At 64.0% G+C, this 16,873-nt stretch carries 22 protein-coding genes; 17 read left to right on the top strand and 5 right to left on the bottom strand.

The genetic code is table 11. The features are described 5' to 3' along the window. Positions 1 to 36: 36 nt before the first annotated feature. Entirely contained in the window at positions 37 to 1,233 is a 1,197-nt protein-coding gene (locus tag FXB38_RS03375; protein ID WP_148749359.1) for an amidohydrolase family protein, read from the bottom strand. Between the two features lie 159 nt (positions 1,234 to 1,392). Here FXB38_RS03375 and FXB38_RS03380 point away from each other — a divergent pair, with 159 nt between their 5' ends. From FXB38_RS03380 to FXB38_RS03420, 9 genes are all read left to right on the top strand, one after another. Then, positions 1,393 to 2,166 carry a ferredoxin--NADP reductase gene (locus FXB38_RS03380; RefSeq protein ID WP_148749360.1) on the top strand — a complete coding sequence of 258 codons (774 nt, stop codon included), beginning with the start codon at positions 1,393 to 1,395 and terminating at the stop codon, positions 2,164 to 2,166. A gap of 106 nt (positions 2,167 to 2,272) precedes the next feature. Next, positions 2,273 to 2,599, top strand: a complete 327-nt coding sequence (locus FXB38_RS03385; RefSeq protein ID WP_148749361.1) for a hypothetical protein — start codon at positions 2,273 to 2,275, stop codon at positions 2,597 to 2,599. 124 nt (positions 2,600 to 2,723) lie between these two features. Beyond that, entirely contained in the window at positions 2,724 to 3,992 is a 1,269-nt protein-coding gene (locus FXB38_RS03390; protein ID WP_148749362.1) for a cytochrome P450, read from the top strand. Between the two features lie 193 nt (positions 3,993 to 4,185). Next, a complete protein-coding gene (locus FXB38_RS03395; protein WP_246229636.1) occupies positions 4,186 to 4,596 on the top strand; it encodes a CBS domain-containing protein in 411 nt (136 codons plus the stop codon). A 50-nt stretch (positions 4,597 to 4,646) separates the two neighbouring features. Continuing rightward, positions 4,647 to 4,832 carry a hypothetical protein gene (locus FXB38_RS03400; protein WP_148749364.1) on the top strand — a complete coding sequence of 62 codons (186 nt, stop codon included), beginning with the start codon at positions 4,647 to 4,649 and terminating at the stop codon, positions 4,830 to 4,832. Positions 4,833 to 4,847: 15 nt separating this feature from the next. Continuing rightward, on the top strand, positions 4,848 to 5,048 hold the full coding sequence (locus tag FXB38_RS03405) for a hypothetical protein (protein ID WP_148749365.1): 201 nt from the start codon (positions 4,848 to 4,850) through the stop codon (positions 5,046 to 5,048). 3 nt (positions 5,049 to 5,051) lie between these two features. Next, complete coding sequence (locus FXB38_RS03410; protein ID WP_148749366.1) at positions 5,052 to 5,279, top strand: hypothetical protein; 228 nt, start codon at positions 5,052 to 5,054, stop codon at positions 5,277 to 5,279. Positions 5,280 to 5,285: 6 nt separating this feature from the next. After that, positions 5,286 to 5,561 carry a hypothetical protein gene (locus FXB38_RS03415; protein ID WP_246229638.1) on the top strand — a complete coding sequence of 92 codons (276 nt, stop codon included), beginning with the start codon at positions 5,286 to 5,288 and terminating at the stop codon, positions 5,559 to 5,561. A gap of 34 nt (positions 5,562 to 5,595) precedes the next feature. Further along, a complete protein-coding gene (locus FXB38_RS03420) occupies positions 5,596 to 5,838 on the top strand; it encodes a hypothetical protein (protein WP_148749367.1) in 243 nt (80 codons plus the stop codon). 41 nt (positions 5,839 to 5,879) lie between these two features. Here FXB38_RS03420 and FXB38_RS03425 read toward each other — a convergent pair whose 3' ends face one another. The 3 genes from FXB38_RS03425 to FXB38_RS03435 all read right to left on the bottom strand — a co-directional run bounded on the left by FXB38_RS03425 (position 5,880) and on the right by FXB38_RS03435 (position 9,082). Continuing rightward, on the bottom strand, positions 5,880 to 7,130 hold the full coding sequence (locus FXB38_RS03425) for a DUF763 domain-containing protein (protein ID WP_148749368.1): 1,251 nt from the start codon (positions 7,128 to 7,130) through the stop codon (positions 5,880 to 5,882). A gap of 97 nt (positions 7,131 to 7,227) precedes the next feature. Next, a complete protein-coding gene (locus FXB38_RS03430; RefSeq protein WP_246229640.1) occupies positions 7,228 to 8,088 on the bottom strand; it encodes an ABC transporter substrate-binding protein in 861 nt (286 codons plus the stop codon). Positions 8,089 to 8,098: 10 nt separating this feature from the next. Further along, positions 8,099 to 9,082 carry a tripartite tricarboxylate transporter substrate binding protein gene (locus FXB38_RS03435; RefSeq protein WP_148749369.1) on the bottom strand — a complete coding sequence of 328 codons (984 nt, stop codon included), beginning with the start codon at positions 9,080 to 9,082 and terminating at the stop codon, positions 8,099 to 8,101. 115 nt (positions 9,083 to 9,197) lie between these two features. Here FXB38_RS03435 and FXB38_RS03440 point away from each other — a divergent pair, with 115 nt between their 5' ends. The 8 genes from FXB38_RS03440 (at position 9,198) to FXB38_RS03475 (ending at position 16,407) form a co-directional block, all read left to right on the top strand. Further along, on the top strand, positions 9,198 to 9,908 hold the full coding sequence (locus FXB38_RS03440; protein ID WP_148749370.1) for a TetR/AcrR family transcriptional regulator: 711 nt from the start codon (positions 9,198 to 9,200) through the stop codon (positions 9,906 to 9,908). 74 nt (positions 9,909 to 9,982) lie between these two features. Further along, complete coding sequence (locus tag FXB38_RS03445; protein ID WP_148749371.1) at positions 9,983 to 10,954, top strand: amidohydrolase family protein; 972 nt, start codon at positions 9,983 to 9,985, stop codon at positions 10,952 to 10,954. Then, positions 10,954 to 11,838, top strand: coding sequence for an amidohydrolase family protein (locus tag FXB38_RS03450; protein WP_148749372.1), 885 nt, complete (start codon positions 10,954 to 10,956; stop codon positions 11,836 to 11,838). Before FXB38_RS03445 ends, FXB38_RS03450 begins: the two co-directional genes overlap by 1 nt. Continuing rightward, complete coding sequence (gene dctA, locus FXB38_RS03455) at positions 11,835 to 13,136, top strand: C4-dicarboxylate transporter DctA (protein ID WP_148749373.1); 1,302 nt, start codon at positions 11,835 to 11,837, stop codon at positions 13,134 to 13,136. The genes FXB38_RS03450 and dctA overlap by 4 nt, the downstream gene beginning before the upstream one ends. A gap of 66 nt (positions 13,137 to 13,202) precedes the next feature. Further along, positions 13,203 to 13,916: a PIG-L deacetylase family protein gene (locus tag FXB38_RS03460; protein WP_148749374.1), complete on the top strand. Its 714-nt coding sequence runs from the start codon at positions 13,203 to 13,205 to the stop codon at positions 13,914 to 13,916. Further along, entirely contained in the window at positions 13,913 to 14,596 is a 684-nt protein-coding gene (locus FXB38_RS03465) for a 4-carboxy-4-hydroxy-2-oxoadipate aldolase/oxaloacetate decarboxylase (RefSeq protein WP_148749375.1), read from the top strand. Before FXB38_RS03460 ends, FXB38_RS03465 begins: the two co-directional genes overlap by 4 nt. Positions 14,597 to 14,623: 27 nt before the next feature. After that, a complete protein-coding gene (locus tag FXB38_RS03470) occupies positions 14,624 to 15,493 on the top strand; it encodes a substrate-binding domain-containing protein (protein ID WP_148749376.1) in 870 nt (289 codons plus the stop codon). After that, complete coding sequence (locus FXB38_RS03475) at positions 15,490 to 16,407, top strand: DUF1932 domain-containing protein (RefSeq protein WP_187434645.1); 918 nt, start codon at positions 15,490 to 15,492, stop codon at positions 16,405 to 16,407. The genes FXB38_RS03470 and FXB38_RS03475 overlap by 4 nt, the downstream gene beginning before the upstream one ends. Positions 16,408 to 16,423: 16 nt before the next feature. Here FXB38_RS03475 and FXB38_RS03480 read toward each other — a convergent pair whose 3' ends face one another. Beyond that, positions 16,424 to 16,741: a hypothetical protein gene (locus FXB38_RS03480; protein ID WP_148749378.1), complete on the bottom strand. Its 318-nt coding sequence runs from the start codon at positions 16,739 to 16,741 to the stop codon at positions 16,424 to 16,426. Positions 16,742 to 16,873 lie beyond the last annotated feature (132 nt).

Here is a 16,873-nt window from a genome sequence, read left to right on the forward strand (position 1 = left end):
TTCGCTTTGCCCACCCTACTGCACCGTCTCGCCAGCCTACTTCGCCACCACCTCCGGCACTCTCCCCGCCGGCGGCGTATTGCGGCTACGTTGCGTGCGCACGATGCCATCGATGATGGTCATGCCGATGCCGGGGAGGTCGCCGAGCTGGACGCTCTCCAGAATGGTCTTGCCGGGCGAGTGCTGCGCCTTGTCCATGATGACGAAATCGGCGGAGCGGCCGACCTCGATCAGGCCGCAATCGAGCTGCCGCATCCGCGCGGTGTTGCCGGTGGCCAGGCAAAACGCGATCTCGGCCGGCAGATCGCCGAGCGAGGACAGCATCGAGACCATGCGCAGAATGCCGAGCGGCTGCACGCCGGAGCCGGCCGGCGCGTCGGTGCCGAGGATGACGCGATGCAGATCGCCCATCTCGCGCGCAATGCGCAGCGTGAATAGCGCCGAGCGCTCGTTGCCGTTGTGCACGAGCTCGAGGCCGCGCTTGCAGCCTTCACAGATGCAGCGGATCTGATCGTCGGGGAGCGCGGTGTGGCCGCCGTTGATATGGCCGACCACGTCGGTGTCGGCCTCCAGCACCACGTCCTTGTCGATCAGGCCGGAGCCGGGGATCGAGGGGCCGCCGGTGTGGATGGTGCTCTGGATGCCGTATTTGCGGGCCCAGCCAACCATCTTTCGCGCGGTCGGACCGTCCTTGACGCCGCCAAGGCCAACTTCGCCGAGCAGCTTGACGCCGGCCGCGGCCAGCTCCTTGAAATCCTCCTCGACCATCTCGCATTCGATCACGGGGGCACCGGCGTGAACCTTCACGCCGCCGGGCCGCAGATTCCAGAATGCGCGCTGGGCGAAGATCGCCATCGCCTTCAACCCGACGACGTCGCGCGGGCGACCGGGCATGTGAACCTCGCCGGCGGAAATCATCGTGGTGACGCCGCCGTGCAGGTTGCTGTCGATCCAGCCGATCTGGTTCTGCCGCGGCGTCCAGTCGCCCGCGACGGGGTGGACGTGGCTATCGATCAGGCCCGGCGCCACCGTGGTGCCGTTGGCCTCGACGATGGTGGTCGCATCGTCGGTATTGACGTCCTTGAAACGGCCGATCGCGGTGATCTTGCCGTTCTCGGCGACGATGGTGTCGCCATCCAGGATCGGCTTTTCCATCGCGCCGGACAGGATCAGGCCGATATTTCGGATCACGAGCTTCGAGGGTCCGGTGGCCTGGGGTGCGTCATGCGCCATGGAAGGGCTCCTTATTCCTAACTGCAACGCTTTCGATCTTGGGCAGCCTTGACCGCGGGATCAAGTCGGATTATTCATTTGTGTACGAATGATTGTGTATTAATGACGCATAGCTGACCGGCCTCGAAAAACCGCATTGGAAGCGACAGGGAAGGTGAGATGAGCAATTTCAATCAGGAAAGCGTTTTGAGCGTCCATCACTGGACCGACACGCTGTTCTCCTTCAAGACCACCCGCAGCCCGACCTTCCGTTTCCGCAACGGCGAGTTCACCATGATCGGGCTCAAGGTCGGCGAGAAGCCGCTGCTGCGGGCCTACAGCGTCGCCAGCGCCAATTACGAGGACACCCTCGAATTCTTCTCGATCAAGGTGGCGGACGGCCCGCTGACCTCGCGGCTCCAGCACCTGAAGGAAGGCGACGAGATCATCGTCAGCCGCAAGGCGACCGGCACGCTTGTCATCGACAATCTCGAAGAGGGCCGCAATCTCTATCTCATCGGCACAGGCACGGGTCTTGCGCCGTTCCTTAGCGTGATCAAGGATCCCGAGACCTACGAGCGGTTCGAGAAGGTCGTGCTGCTGCACGGCTGCCGCCACGTCAAGGAGCTCGCCTATGGCGAGATGATCACCGAGCACCTGCCGAAGGACGAGATGCTCGGCGAGTACATCCAGAACCAGCTTATCTACTACCCGACCGTGACGCGCGATCCCTTCCGCAACCGCGGCCGCATCACCGATCTTATCACCTCGGGCAAGCTGTTTGCCGATATCGGCCTGCCGGGGCTTGAGGCCGCCCATGACCGCGTCATGATCTGCGGCAGCCCGGCGCTGGTCGCCGACACCCGCATGCTGCTCGGCGAGCGCGGATTCGCCGAAGGTAACCACGGTGAGCCGGCCCAGTTCGTGGTCGAAAAGGCCTTCGCTGAGCGCTAGACGCGGAAGTTTCGCGCAATAAGACCGCATTTTCGCCGCCGCACGGGCGTTGCGGCGCCGATTCGGCGCGCGATACACTGTGGGAGCGAATCAGCGGAGTTCCCACATGGTTGCGGACAGCGACAGCAACATCGCCTGGCACCGGGTTCAGTTGAAGAAGAACCGCGCCGAGCTGAAGGCGCTCGAAACCGCGCGCTTCATGATGGGCGAGATCGCGTCCTCGAAGCGCGATGGCCAAACCCAGAAGTCGATCGCCGACCTCAAGCGCAAGATCGCGCAATCCGAACGCGCCATTGCCGACCACGACAAGCGCACGCGCCGTCCGCTCGGCACTGACGTGCAAAGCCTGAGCAATGGCAGCTGGAGCCATTGGGACGCCTATACCAACCAGCAGCAGCGCAAGGCCGGGCCGCGCTCGCCGGGGCGTGGTTAGTCCCGCTGCCCAAAAAGCCGGTTCCCGCCCTTGCGCCTGCGGCGTCGCTCACCATCTCGTTGACGCGCCACCAACCAGTTCGGTGATCCCATGTTCGGTGATCCCATATGCGTTCGGTGATCCCATGACACCGCGACTCGATTTAACCAGCGAGGCCTTCTTTCGCGATCCGCCCAAGGCCATCGCGGCCCTGCGGGCGTCCGGCCCTGTCGTCGCGACGCGCTTTCCGCTTGTCGGCGACGTCTGGATCACCACAACCCACGATGCGACCGCGCAGGTGCTGAAGGACAGCACGATCTTCACGCTGCGCAAGGAAGATGGCGACGTTGCCGGCTTGCGCTGGTGGATGCCGGGGCTGGTCAGGACCATCGCCAACAACATGCTGACGATGGACGAGCCGGATCACACACGGCTGCGCAGCATCGTGGACGAGGCCTTTCGCCGCCGCGCCATCGTTGCGATGGAGCCACGCATCCGTGCCATCGCGGATGGCCTGGCCGATGAGCTGTTTGCGAACGGCAGCCCTGCCGATCTCGTTCAGAGCTATGCGCGCATCCTGCCGCTCTCGGTGATCTCCGAGCTGCTCGGTCTGCCGATGGCCGATCGCCCGCGCTTCATTGCCTGGGCCAATGCGATGTCCTCGCTGACGAACGTCGTCAGCTTCTTTCGTCTGCTGCTCGCGTTCCGCAAGATGCGCTTCTATCTCGAAGAGCAATTGCAGATCGCGCGCGAGCGGGGCGGCGAGGGCCTGATTGCCGAGCTGGTCCAGGTCGAGCGCGAGGGCGGTGAGATCACGCCGGACGAAATGGTCTCGATGGTGTTCCTGCTGCTCGCGGCGGGCTCGGAGACCACCACGCATCTCATCAGCGGCTCGGTTTACGAACTGCTCAGGAATCCAGGATTGCGTGACTGGCTGGAAGAGGACTGGAGCCGCGTCGGGCTCGCGGTCGAGGAATTTTTGCGTTTCGTCTCGCCGGTGCAGTTTTCAAAACCGCGCTATGTGCGGCGGGACGTTGAGCTGGAAGGCGTCCGCCTGAGCAAAGGCGATCGCGTCATGGTCATGCTCGCGGCGGCGAACATGGACCCGGCGGTGCACGACCAGCCGGCGCGGCTCGATCTCGAACGCAAGCCCAACCGCCACATGTCCTTCGGCACGGGAATCCATTTCTGTCTCGGACATCAGCTTGCGCGGATCGAGGCGGCTTGCGCGCTGGAGGCACTGTTCGTGCGATGGCCGAAATTGGGTCTGGCCGTCGATCCCGCGCAGGTCCGCTGGCGCAGGCGTCCGGGCCTTCGTGCCATTGCGCGACTTCCTGTCGCGGCAGACGGCCGCGGAACGCATGTCGCTGCCGCGCAAATGGTGCCTGAGCGTTCCCTCGCGCAAGCGGACTGACCCCCGGGGTCTTCGAGAAATCGCCAGACCGGCCAGTTCCATCGGTCGAGCGCGGAACCTGCGTACGACGATACAGGATTCGTCGGAGCCAAAGCGAACGTCGCACCAGGCCTCGAAACCTTCTGTAGAACGGCCGCGTTATCCATGGAGCTCGCAAGATCATAGAGGTGCAATCATGCAAGTTCGGGAAATCATGACGCCGTCGGTGCATATTGCAGATCCCAACATGACCATCCGCGAAGCCGCACGTTGGATGCGGGCCGACAACGTCGGCGCGCTTCCGGTCGGCGAAAACGATCGTCTGGTCGGCATGATCACAGATAGAGACATAGTCATGCGTGCGGTCGCTGAGGAGCGATCAGCCGGCAACACCTCGGTTCGTGAGGTGATGTCGGAGGGCGTTTGCTATTGCTTCGAGGACGACGACGTGGAAGGCGCCTCGCAACAGATGGCGACACATCAGGTCCGACGCCTGCCGGTGCTCAACAGGCAAAAGCGTCTGGTTGGCGTCGTCGCGCTGGCCGACATCAGCAGGACTGATGACGAATGGGCGCAGGATGCGTTGAAGGACATTTCCGCGCCCACCGACATGGCGCGACTTTGAAACCAGTGCGCGAAATCAGTTTCGCCGCACCATTTTCGCAAGAGGCCGACATGACCAGCAAAATGCCACCAGTGCCAAATGCCAATCAAAGCCGAAAGGGAACCGGGGACGACAAACGGACGCCCCCAGACCATGTGCCGCACGGTCAGCAGCGCGTGCAGAATCCGAACCAGCAGGGTCAGCAGGGCAACATCAAGCAGAACACGACCAATCAGGGCTACCAGCAGGACCGCTAAGGAGGCTGCATTCCCATGTCGACATCCACCAAGACACCAAACACCATTCGTCAGGGCGGGCCCGGCGCTTCGCACGAGAACGCGAAGGCGCCGCTGGAGATCAAGAAACCACCGGCGGACGACCCGCACCGGCAGCACAGCCGGGTGTCGGGCGGCGGCGGTGAGCATGATTCCCATCACCGGCATGATCCCGCCGGAAAGGGAGGAGGCAGGTGATCCATGAGCAGCAAGCAACCGAAACTGTACACTCCAACCAGCAAGGACATGCGCGAAAATCCCCTGATCGGTGGATCGAAGGGAACGAACATGGCCGGTACTTCGCCTGACGATCTGGAAGACGCGATGGGCGAGAACACGATCGAAGGCGACGTCGAGAATGATGTCACCATTGGCGGCGGTATCGACAAGGACGTCGCGCGCAGTGGCTCACCACGTAGAGGCCGGTGAGAGGAATTGGAGATCGAGATGCAAGGCAAGAAAACCCATGAACAACAGGTCCGCATCCTCGAGCGCAAGACCGATGCACCCGATCGGCGCCAGCTCGAGCAGGCCATTGGCCACAATCCGGAGGACACGAGGGTTCATCGTCCCAGACCGGAGGCGCGGCATAGCGAGTTTGCGGTGAGTCGCGGCGGCCTCAACCAGGAGAGCGATCACAACAAGCACAACAATCCGGGGCAGAGCGGCCATAAGCCGCCCAAGCCTTCACCGCAGCAGCAGAAACACTGAGCTTCGGGGGCGAGCATTTCAAGAGGGTAAGCCGATGCCAGGTGGACGTGGCAGCAAGACGCATTTCGGAGCGGGCATGCATGGCAAGGGCGACGGTACCGGTGCCCTCGCCGATATAGCGAAGGACAAGATCGGCGACAACGAGGTCCTGTCCAATCGCGACAAGGCGCAGCATTCCGACATCAGAGGCATGGATAGCAAATTCATCCAGACCGAGCAGTATCAGGATCACGCAGCCAATCGCCTTGGACATGACGAGGAGCCTACGAACGATTGATCCACGTGGAGAAGCGTCCTCCCGTCCAACTGCGGACCCGATCACCCGGTCCGTTTTTTTGGTGTGGCGAGGTCGCGCTCCCAGCCGAATACTGAACGACCATCGAGCTCAGGCGAAGCCGCGCGCTCGCCGGCGATGAAGGCCTCAACCGACGGCCCCTGCGCGGTGCGCTCGAGCCGCCGCGCTTGGTCGTCGAGGCGCTTGATCGCCTGCATCTCCTCCTCGCGTCCGAGCTTGGCGTTCTCGATCGCGCCCTTCAGCACGCGGATGGTCTCGTCATAGACCTTGATCGGGACGGGGTAGGGATGCCGGTCCTTGCCGCCATGAGCGAGCGAGAAGCGCGCCGGGTCCTTGAAGCGATAGGGTGCGCCGTGCACGACTTCCGCGACCATCGCCAGCGACCGCACGGTGCGCGCGCCGACACCCGGCGTCAGCAACAGCTCGGGGAAGTCGACCGGGCCGCGCTCGGCGGCAGCTGCCAGCGTGCCATGCAGGCGGCGCGCGAACACGTCCTTCGGCCTGACATCATGGTGCGCGGGCATGATCAGATGCGGCAGCATCGCCTGCGCCGGCTCGGGCGGAGTCCCGGTGAGCCGCTCGAACTCGTTGAGGATGCGATCGGGGCCGAGGTCGGTCAGCAGCTCGAGCTGCGCATGGCGCGAGACGTCGGCGCGATGGTCGGTGAGATTGACGATCTCGCCTTGCTGCGGGCCGTCGATCGCGCTGTGCGGGGCCTCGACGAAACTCTTCAGCGCTTCCGAGTGCCAGTGATAACGCCGGGCCTGGCGTTTGTCGCCGTTCATTCCCTGCTGCACGACGGTCCACTTGCCGTCGGCTGTGACGAAGAAGCCGTGGAGATAGAGATCAAAGCCGTCCTGCACGGCGGCGCTGTCGACTTTCGCCACCAGCCGGCTGGCGCGCGTGAGCTTTGCGCCGTCGAAGCCGATGCGGTCGCCGAGCTGCATCAGCTCGTCCGGTGTCTTGCGCGAATGCTGGCCGCGGCCGCCGCAGACATAGATGCCGAGCTCGTCCTGAAGCGGGCCGAGCCCGCGCTTCAGTGCACCGATCACGGAGGTGGTTATCCCTGAGGAGTGCCAGTCCATCCCCATCACGGCGCCGAACGACTGGAACCAGAACGGATGCGACAGCCGCTGCAGGAATGCATCGCGGCCGTAATGATGTACCACCGCCTGCGTGACAATCGCGCCGAGCGAGGCCATGCGGCTCGCCAGCCATGGCGGAACCCGCCCGGTGTGGAGGGGAAGATCGGCGCTGCCGGTTCGTCTGGTCATGAGTGGCCCAAGCTAGCCCAGTTCGGCGACGGTTGCATCAGCGGAATGCTGTTGCATGGGACGGGGAAGCGGAGCGAGCCGGACAGCGTTGAGCGGGCTATCCGCGACGAGATGCCGGAAGCCCTGCTGCGCGAACGCGCGCAATTGAGCGGTGCGGTCCTGCCCTATTAGCCTTCGTCGCGCCGCGTAAGCCCGCCTGCTGCTGGATCGTATCCAAGGCGCCGGACGACTGCTCCTCTGCGACGAAGCTGTTGAGCAGCGGGAGCGCGCTCTCACGTCCCTTGGGGATCGCGATGGCCATGTGCTCGGCGCCCCAATTGCCGTCGAGGATCTTTGCGCCCGGCATCTGGTCGGACATCTCGAATAGCGTCGGCTTGTTGGTGGCGTAGAGATCGATCTCGCCGCGGCCGAACATGGCGATGGCGATCTTGACGCTCTCGGCAGGAACGATGGTTGCGTTCTTGAACTTTGCAGGCAACGTCCGCTCGGAGGTCGAGCCCTTGGTGACGCCGATCTTCACGCCCGGCTTGTCGATATCCTCGATCTTGCCGATCGGGGAATTCACTGGAACGAGATAGCCGAGCTCGATCGCCAGCACGGGCTGGCTGAAGCTGACCTCGTTGGCGCGGGCCGGGGTGGCGTTGGTCACGGTGAAATCGACCTGGCCGTCGTGGATCGCGGTGACGATGTCGGCGACACGCTGGAACCTGACATAGTCGATGGGAACGCCGAGCCGGTTCGCCAGCTCTCCGCCGAGATCGTAGGCGAGGCCGTGCGGCTTGCCGGCTGCATCTGTGACCATCGAGGTCGGGCTGCCCGGATAGATGCCGACGCGCAACGTGCCGCTCGGCGCCAGCAGTTTTGCTTCCCCGTCGGCGTGCGCGAGCGCGCCGAACATGCTGACGACTGCGATTGCGAGCACGGCGCCGCGTGCAACGTGCCCAGAAGAAGTCCTCATGTGAATGGTCTCACTGCGCGCGGATGTCGGCAGCCTTCAGCACCGGTTCCCATTTGGTCGTCTCGGCATGCATGTAGGCATCGAAATCCTTGGCGGAGGAGCCGACCGGGGCCGCGCCGATCTTGCCGAGCGTCGCCAGCACATTCGGATCCTGCAGCGCCGCCTTCAGGTCGGTCTCGAGTTTTGCGACGATCTCCGGCGGCATTTTTGCCGGTCCAAGCATGCCCCACCAGACCGAGACATCGTAGCCGGGGACGCCGGACTCGGCGACGGTCGGGACATCAGGTAGCGCCTTGGAGCGCTCGGCCGTGGTCACCGCGAGCGCGCGCACCGGGCCGCCGCCTTCGAGCTGGCCGATCGCTTCCGCGAGCGGATTGATGCTGAGCGGAATCTCGCCCGCGATCACGGCGGTCAGCGCCGGCGCCCCGCCCTTGTAGGGGATCGCGACGATCTTGGTGCCGGACATGTATTTCAGAAGCTCGCCGGCGAGATGCGCCGAGGTCCCGTTGCCGGACATGCCGTAGGAGAGCTTGTCCGGCTCCTTCCTGGCCGCGGCCAGAAGATCGCCGAGCGTCTTGTAGGGGCTGTCCTTGGCCACCACGATCGCAAGCGGCGAGGAGGCGACTTCACTGATCGCGGTAAAATCCTTGAACGTGTCATAGGGCACGCTCGGATAGATGAACTGGTTCAGCGGATGGCCGCTGGCAACCAGGATCAGCGTGTAGCCATCGGGCGCGGCCTGTGTCAGCGCCTGCGAGGCGACGATGCCGCCGGCGCCGGGGCGGTTGTCGATCACGGGCTGCTGGCCCCAGGCTTTTGCGAGTGCCTGGCCGAGCGTCCGCGCCAGCACGTCGACCGCGCCGCCGGCGGCGTAGGGCACGAGAATGTGGACCGGCTTGCTCGGATAATTGTCGGCGGCTTGCGCGAAGCCGCCTGCGAGCAGCAGACCGGCACCGAGCATCACGGCGCCGACCTTCTTGTTCAACCCCAGCATATTCAGCACTCCTTGGGGCATTCGCGTCCGTGCGGTGGTGTTCCGAGCCGCTTCCGGACGTTGCCCGTGGTTTTTGTTGACGAGACCTTATCTTTTGTACGATAGTACAAATCACATGCTACGCAAGCCCACCAGCAAGGAAACGGCCCGCAAGCCGAACATGCGCGAGGCGATCCTCGCCGCGGCCGAGGAGCTGTTCGCCACCAACGGCTTCAACGCCGTCTCGGTGCGCGACATCGCACAGGCGGCCGGGGCCAATCCCGGCAGCGTGACCTATCATTTCAAGACCAAGGACGGCTTGCTGCTGGAGATCTACCGGCGCCATTGCGGGCCGATGAATTTGCGCCGCTCGGAGCTGCTCGCCGCCGCCAAGCGCGTGCGCGATCTCCAGGACCGGCTGGAAGCGGTGGTGCGGGCCTATGTGGTGCCGGCCTTCACATCCGGCAGCGATCTTGCCGGCGGCGGCGCGCGCTTCACGCGGCTGCGCGCCGTGATGTCGGCGGAAGGCAACGAGGTCGCGCGAAAAATCATCGCGCAGACCTTTGACGACACCAGCCACGCCTTTATCGACGCGATCCACGACAGCCTGCCGCACATTCCGCGCACCGACATCGTCTGGCGCAGCCACTTCCTGCTCGGCGCACTCTATTACTCGCTGGTGACGCCGGATCGCGTCTCGCGCCTGTCGCGCGGCGAGGCCGACGGCGGCGATCCCGCCAATGCCATCGAGCAATTGGTGCAGGCCACCGTCGCCGCCTTTCAGGCGCCGGCGCTCGACCAGGCCGTACCCGCGAAGCGACGGCCGGTCGTCAGCAGCAAGACTTGAAAGAAACCGCCCGAGTGGAGGCGCGTAACAGCGCTTCCGCTCGCAAGCGGACATGTGATGGGGTGTTTGAGGAAATGAACAGGCGGGAGTGCTTGCATCTCTTGACCGGACTGGCCGGCGCCGCGCGCGCGAGCCAAGCGCGTGCGCAAGGGGCCGAGCCCAAAGCCGAATCCAAGCCGATCCCGACGATTGATCCGCCGGATCCAAATCCCAAGACGCCGTCGTTCAAGCTGCCACCGAAATCCTGCGACAGCCACACCCACATCTTCGGGCCGGCGTCCCGTTATCCCTTCTCGGAGAAGCGTCCCTACAACACCGCCGACGCGCCGCTGGAGATGTTCCGCAGTGTGCACGAGAAGATCGGCGTCGAGCGCTGCGTGATCGTCAATGCCACGGTCCACGGCACCGACAATCGCGTCGTCACCGATGCGATCGCGCAGAGCGAGGGCGCCTACAAGGGCATCGCCAATGTCAGCGACGAGATGACCGGGAAGGAGCTGGCGGCGCTCGACAAGGGCGGCATCTGCGGCTGCCGCTTCGCCTTCCTCAAGCGCCTCGGTGGCGTCGGCGACATGACCAAGTTCCAGCGTATCGTGCATCGGGTCGCCGAGCTCGGCTGGCACATCGACGTCTATTTCGAGCCCGGCACGATCGCCGAATTCGCGCCGATCCTGACCGCGCTGCCGACGCCTTACGTGATCGACCACATGGGCACGGTCCAGGCCGCGAAAGGTCTCGACGATCCCGGCTTCACTGCGCTGCTCGATCTCCAGAAGAGGGACGAGAAGTGCTGGGTCAAGATCACCGGCCTCGAGCGGGCCTCCGCCGCCGGCAAGCCGTTCCACGACGCGGTGCCGTTCGCGAAGGCGCTGATCGACAACGCGCCCGGGCGCGTCATCTGGGGCACCGACTGGCCGCACCCCAACGTCAAGGTGATGCCGAATGACGGCGATCTTGTCGATTTGATCCCGCTCTACGCGCCCGGCAAGGCGATCCAGCAGAAGTTGCTGGTCGACAATCCCGCCCGCCTCTTCAAGTTCAGCTGATGAATATGATGTACACGCCAACCATTCCGCCGCCGGATCCAAACACGCGCACGCCGAAGTTCAGGCTGCCAAAGCTGTCCTGCGATGCGCATTGCCACATCTTCGGGCCCGGCGCGAAATATCCTTATGCGCCGGATCGTTCCTACACGCCGCCGGATGCTCCGCTCGAGGACTTCAAGGTCCTGCACGCCAAGCTCGGTGTGGAGCGCGCGGTCATCGTCAATGCCAGCGTGCATGGCATCGACAATACGGTGGCGCTCGACGCCATCGCGCAGAGTAACGGCGCCTATCGCGCGGTCGCCAATATCGACGACACCATCACCGAACGCGGGCTTCGCACTCTGCACGAGGGCGGCTTCCGCGGCTGCCGCTTCAATTTCGTCCGCCATCTCGGCGGCGTCCCTGACAAGAGTGTATTCAACCGCATCATCGCGATGGTCGCGGCGCTCGGCTGGCACGTCGATCTGCATTTCGATGCGATCGACCTGCCCGAATATGCGGACATGCTGACAAGGCTGCCGCTGAGCTACACCATTGACCATATGGGGCGGGTGAAGGCCTCCGAGGGGCTCGACCAGCTTCCGTTCAAGATCTTGATCGAGCTGATGCAGCGTGACGAAAAGTGCTGGGTCAAGATCTGCGGCTCGGAACGGGTGTCCTCCGCCGGCCCACCATTCACCGATGCCGTGCCGTTCGCGCGCAAGATCGTCGAGACGGCGCCCGACCGCATCATCTGGGGCACGGACTGGCCACATCCCAACGTCAAGGTGATGCCGAATGATGGCGACCTCGTCGATCTGATCCCGCTATTCGCGCCGGAGCCGGAGCTTCAGCAGAAGATCCTGGTCGATAATCCCGCGCGGCTGTTTGGATTCGACGAATGACGGCGATGGCGGTCGACAAGCCGCGCGCCCGCGCCTGGTGGAAGGAGCTCTGGATCCAGGTGCTCATTGCCATGGCAGCCGGCATCGCGCTTGGGATCGTCAGTCCCGAGGCGGGCACGAAGATGCAGCCGCTCGGGGACGCCTTCATCAAGGCGATCCGGATGCTGATCGCGCCGATCATCTTCTGCACCGTCGTCCATGGCATCGCGCATATGGCCGACATGGCGCGGGTCGGGCGGGTCGCGGTCAAGGCCATCATCTATTTCGAGGTCATGACCACGATCGCGCTGATCATCGGTCTCATCGCGGTGAATGTGCTCAAGCCAGGCGCCGGCATGAACATCGATCCCGCCAGCATCAATGCCAGCGCGGTTGAGCCTTACGTCAAGCAGACGGCGGTGATCGGCTTCGTGCCGTTCCTGATGAATATCGTGCCCGCGACGTTCATCGGCGCCTTTGCCGAGGGCAACATCCTCCAGGTCCTGTTCATTTCGGTGCTGTGCGGCTTCGCGCTGGTGCAGCTCGGCGAGCGCGCCGCACCCCTGGTCAATTTGATCGACATCTCCGCCAGGATGGTGTTTGCCGTGGTCGGCTTCGTGATGTGGGCAGCTCCAATCGGCGCGTTTGGCGCGATCGCCTTTACCGTCGGCAAGTTCGGCGTCGGCTCGCTGGCCTCGCTCGGCAAGCTGCTGGGCGGGTTCTATCTCACCTGCGTGATTTTCATCATCGTGGCGCTCGGCCCGGTGGCGCGTCTCTGTGGCTTCTCGCTGCTGAAGCTGATCCGCTACATCTGGGAGGAGCTATTGATCTGCATCGCCACGACGTCGTCCGAGACGGTGCTGCCGCGGATGCTGACCAAGCTGGAGAAAGCCGGCTGCGAGAAGAGCGTGGTTGGGCTCGTGATCCCAACCGGCTATTCATTCAATCTCGACGGCACTTGTCTCTACCTTGCCGCCGCTTCCGTGTTCCTGGCGCAGGCGACCAACACCCCGTTGGGGCTCGCCGAGCAGATCGAGCTGCTGCTGATTCTGCTCGTGACCTCCAAGGGCGCGGCGGGCATCGCGGGCGCGGCCTTTGTCGTGCTGGCGGCGACGCTGTCCGCCACCGGCTCCATCCCGGTGACGAGCGTCGCGCTGGTGCTCGGCATCCATCGCCTGATGTCGCAAGGGCTGACGCCGACCAATCTGATCGGGAACGCGGTGGCGACCATCGCGATTGCCAAATGGGAAGGGGCACTCGATCGCGAGCGCCTGAAGCGCGTGCTCGACGGCGAGGAACCTGCGGCTGCCGCGGCCTGATGAAATTGCTGCCGGGATGACGCAACCAGCCTATGATGTTGACGAACGAAAGAGGGGAGTAGTCCCATGAAAACAGGTCTCGTGATCACCGCCCATCCCGGCGATTTCATCTGGCGCGCCGGTGGCGCCATCGCGCTGCATGCGAAGAAGGGCTATCGCATGAAGATCGTCTGCATGTCCTTCGGCGAGCGCGGCGAGAGCCAGTTCGCCTGGAAGGAAAAGGGCGCGACGCTGGAATCGGTCAAGGCGGGCCGCAAGGACGAGGCGGAGCGGGCGGCAAAGCTGCTCGGCGCGGAGATCGAGTTCTTCGATTGCGGCGACTATCCGCTGAAGCTGACCGAGGCGCATTTCGACCGCATGGTCGACATCTACCGCGAGCTCAATCCGAGCTTCGTGCTGACGCACGCGCTGGAAGACCCCTACAATTTCGACCATCCGAACGCGGCGCACTTCGCGCAGGAGACCCGTGTGGTCGCGCAGGCCATGGGTCACAAGCCGGGCGCTCAGTACCAATATTCGGCGCCGCCGGTGTTTCTGTTCGAACCGCACCAGCCCGAGCAGTGCAACTACAAGCCGGACCTGCTTCTGAAGATCGACGAGGTCTGGAAGGAAAAGTACGAGGCGTTCCAGATCCTCGCCGCGCAAAAGCATCTGTGGGGGTATTACGAGCGCGTCGCGCTCAACCGCGGCATCCAGGGTAGCCGCAACACCGGCATTCCCATGACCTATGGCGAGTCTTATCAGCGCCTGTTCCCGACGGTTGCGGAGGTGCTGGCATGAAGCCGGTCGTCGTTCGCAACATCAAGCGTGCCGATCCCGCTGGCATGGCGGAATATGGCGTCTCGACCGTGCACGAGGCCTATGGTCGCATCGGCCTGATGAAACCGTACTTGCGGCCGGTCTGGGCGGGCGCGTCGATCGCCGGTCCCGCCGTCACCGTGCTGGCGCAGCCAGGCGACAACTGGATGATCCATGTCGCCGTCGAGCAGTGCAGGAAGGGCGACATCCTCGTCGTCGGCTGCACCACCGACAATACCGACGGGATGTTCGGCGAGCTGCTGGCGACTTCGCTTCAGGCACGCGGTGTGCAGGGATTGATCATCGATGCCGGCTGCCGCGACGTCAAAGCGCTGCATGAGATGAGTTTTCCGGTATGGTCGCGCGCGGTCTCGGCCAAGGGCACGGTCAAGGCCACGCTCGGCTCGGTCAACGTCCCCGTGGTCTGCGCCGGCGTCAACGTTGATCCCGGCGACGTCGTCGTCGCCGATGACGACGGCGTCGTGGTGGTGCCGAAGCGCTATGCCACCGAGGTCGCCGAGAAGGCGAAGAAGCGCAATGCCGACGAGGGCGGCAAGCGCAAGCGCCTTGCCTCGGGCGAGCTGGGCCTCGACATGTACAGCATGCGCGAGGCGCTGGCGAAGGCCGGGCTCGTCTACGTCGACAATCCAGAGGACGTCTAAGCGGGATAAAAGAAGCGGAGCGCACCGATGGACCGTCTCAAGCTGAAGGCTGTGCTCGGCAGTCACCCCCATGTCCAGGCGATGAAGCGCGGCGAGCTCCGCTCCGAGCTGTTCGACCTCGATTTCATCGAGTACACGCCGACCAACGCGGCTTTCAGGCCGATGGTGCGCGAGCAGGCGTTTGACGTCTGCGAGATGGCGATCGTCACCTATCTGATGGCAAAAGCGCACGGCAAGCCGCTGGTGCTGCTGCCCGCGACCATGATGGGCCGCTTCCAGCATTCCTATGCGCTGTACAATCCCGCGCGTGGGATGCTGGGGCCATCCGATCTCGAAGGCAAGCGCGTCGGTATCCGCTCCTTCACGACGACGACGGGAGCCTGGATCAGGGGCATCCTCGCCAACGACTATGGCGTCAATCTCGACAGGATCCGCTGGGTGACGTTCGAGGATCCGCATGTCGCCGAATATGTCGACACCACCGAGCGGGCGCCGAAGGACAAGAAGGTTTTGGAGATGCTGCTTGACGGCGAGGTCGACGCTGTCCTCGGCGAGACGTCGAACGACCCAAAGCTGAAGCCGCTATTTCCCGATCCGGCTGCTGAGGGCGCGAGATGGTTTGCCCGCCGCGGCGTGGTGCCGGTCAATCATCTCGTGGTCGTGACCGAGAGCCTCGCGAGATCGCGCCCCGACGTGGTTGCGGGCATCTATGATCTGCTCAAGCAGAACAAGGCGCAGGTAGGATCGCCAGCGACGCCCGACTTCGTTCCGTTCGGGATCGAGGCGAACAGAAAGCCGTTGGAGCTGATCGTCGACTACGCATTCCAGCAGGGGCTGATTCCGCGCCGCTATGCAGTCGAGGAGCTCTTCGACGCGACGACACGAGGGTTGAACTGATGTCGGATCCGAGGCGATGGCAGATCGGGCTGGTTGGCTACGGCGAGGTCGGCAGGATTCTTGCTGAGGATTTGCGCCAACAGGACATCAGGGTCGCCGCCTATGACATCAAGCTCGGAGACGAGCAGGGCGCATCGCTGAAAGAGCACGCGACGAAATTCGGCGTGGCGCTCGCTGCCTCTCACACCGAGCTGACGGCGAAATCCGATTTCATCATCTCCGCCGTCACCGCGAGCCAGGCGGTGCCAGTGGCAAAAGCCTGCGCGGGTGCGATCAACCAGGGCACCTGGTTCCTCGATTTCAACTCGGCCTCGCCGGGCGCCAAGCAGCGTGCGGCGGCGCTGATCGATGGCGCCGCGGGCCGCTATGTCGAGGGTGCCGTGATGACCTCGGTGCCGCCTTATCGGATCAAGGTGCCGCTGCTGCTGGGCGGTCCCGGCGCGAAGGAGCTCGAGCCGCTGCTGAATACGATCGGCTTTGCGGCGAAGGTCGCGAGCGACAAGCTCGGTGTATCTTCAGCCGTGAAGATGTGCCGCAGCATCATGATCAAGGGCCTCGAGGCCATGGTCATCGAGAGTTTTACGACCGCGCGGGCCTATGGCGTCGAGGACGCGGTGCTGGCTTCGCTGACGGAAACCTTTCCCGCGATCGATTGGGAAAAGCAGGGCGCTTATTTCTTCCAGCGCGCGATCGAGCACGGCCGCCGCCGTGCCGAAGAGGTGCGCGAGGTCGCAGAGACCGTGCGCGAGGCGGGGCTGACGCCGTGGTCGGCGCAGGGTACGGCCGAGCGTCAGGCCTGGGTGGCCGATCTCGCCGACAAGGGCCTGTTCGGCACGAAGGGAACGAAGGAATTTGCGCGTAGCGCGGATTGGCGCACCGAGGCGGATCGCATTCTAGCGAAGATCAAGCGTTAGAGCCGAACGCACCCGCTTAGCTCGGGATACTGCCGCAGTCGCGATAGCCCGAGATCTCGTCGCGGGCGGCCTCGATCAAGTCGATGAGGCGCGTGGCTTCGCCGACGACGTCCTTGGTGCGCTCGGTCCTGAATTCGGTCAGGATCATGCGAATGCACTTGTCGGCGGTGTCGAGCGTCCGCAGCGCGCGAGCCGTGTCGTCCTGCGTTTGGATCGCCGAGATGTCGAGGCCCGACAGGACCTCACCAATGCCATTGAGCCGCTTGACGGCGGTTTCGGCGGGCGTGCTGGCCCGAAGGGACTGGTAATCAATGCTGCTGAATGCGCTGAACATATCCAGACTTCAGTAAACGCAGATGGTCAGTGCAAGGTCTTAGTAAGACGACCGGACCCTTCTCGCAACGCGTGGGGGCTACGGACCGGGATTCTACCGGACTCAGCCACCGCCCAGATCGGCGGTAAAATC

It is taken from the genome of Bradyrhizobium cytisi, assembly GCF_008123515.1.
GTDB lineage: Bacteria > Pseudomonadota > Alphaproteobacteria > Rhizobiales > Xanthobacteraceae > Bradyrhizobium > Bradyrhizobium cytisi.

Bases quoted from the DNA above. Each gene is read 5' to 3' on its own strand.
- FXB38_RS03375 (WP_148749359.1), bottom strand. From the start codon at position 1,233: ATGGCGCATGACGCACCCCAGGCCACCGGACCCTCGAAGCTCGTGATC.
- FXB38_RS03380 (WP_148749360.1), top strand. From the start codon at position 1,393: ATGAGCAATTTCAATCAGGAAAGCGTTTTGAGCGTCCATCACTGGACC.
- FXB38_RS03385 (WP_148749361.1), top strand. From the start codon at position 2,273: ATGGTTGCGGACAGCGACAGCAACATCGCCTGGCACCGGGTTCAGTTG.
- FXB38_RS03390 (WP_148749362.1), top strand. From the start codon at position 2,724: ATGACACCGCGACTCGATTTAACCAGCGAGGCCTTCTTTCGCGATCCG.
- FXB38_RS03395 (WP_246229636.1), top strand. From the start codon at position 4,186: ATGACGCCGTCGGTGCATATTGCAGATCCCAACATGACCATCCGCGAA.
- FXB38_RS03400 (WP_148749364.1), top strand. From the start codon at position 4,647: ATGACCAGCAAAATGCCACCAGTGCCAAATGCCAATCAAAGCCGAAAG.
- FXB38_RS03405 (WP_148749365.1), top strand. From the start codon at position 4,848: ATGTCGACATCCACCAAGACACCAAACACCATTCGTCAGGGCGGGCCC.
- FXB38_RS03410 (WP_148749366.1), top strand. From the start codon at position 5,052: ATGAGCAGCAAGCAACCGAAACTGTACACTCCAACCAGCAAGGACATG.
- FXB38_RS03420 (WP_148749367.1), top strand. From the start codon at position 5,596: ATGCCAGGTGGACGTGGCAGCAAGACGCATTTCGGAGCGGGCATGCAT.
- FXB38_RS03425 (WP_148749368.1), bottom strand. From the start codon at position 7,130: ATGACCAGACGAACCGGCAGCGCCGATCTTCCCCTCCACACCGGGCGG.
- FXB38_RS03430 (WP_246229640.1), bottom strand. From the start codon at position 8,088: ATGAGGACTTCTTCTGGGCACGTTGCACGCGGCGCCGTGCTCGCAATC.
- FXB38_RS03435 (WP_148749369.1), bottom strand. From the start codon at position 9,082: ATGCTGGGGTTGAACAAGAAGGTCGGCGCCGTGATGCTCGGTGCCGGT.
- FXB38_RS03440 (WP_148749370.1), top strand. From the start codon at position 9,198: ATGCTACGCAAGCCCACCAGCAAGGAAACGGCCCGCAAGCCGAACATG.
- FXB38_RS03445 (WP_148749371.1), top strand. From the start codon at position 9,983: ATGAACAGGCGGGAGTGCTTGCATCTCTTGACCGGACTGGCCGGCGCC.
- FXB38_RS03450 (WP_148749372.1), top strand. From the start codon at position 10,954: ATGAATATGATGTACACGCCAACCATTCCGCCGCCGGATCCAAACACG.
- dctA (WP_148749373.1), top strand. From the start codon at position 11,835: ATGACGGCGATGGCGGTCGACAAGCCGCGCGCCCGCGCCTGGTGGAAG.
- FXB38_RS03460 (WP_148749374.1), top strand. From the start codon at position 13,203: ATGAAAACAGGTCTCGTGATCACCGCCCATCCCGGCGATTTCATCTGG.
- FXB38_RS03465 (WP_148749375.1), top strand. From the start codon at position 13,913: ATGAAGCCGGTCGTCGTTCGCAACATCAAGCGTGCCGATCCCGCTGGC.
- FXB38_RS03470 (WP_148749376.1), top strand. From the start codon at position 14,624: ATGGACCGTCTCAAGCTGAAGGCTGTGCTCGGCAGTCACCCCCATGTC.
- FXB38_RS03480 (WP_148749378.1), bottom strand. From the start codon at position 16,741: ATGTTCAGCGCATTCAGCAGCATTGATTACCAGTCCCTTCGGGCCAGC.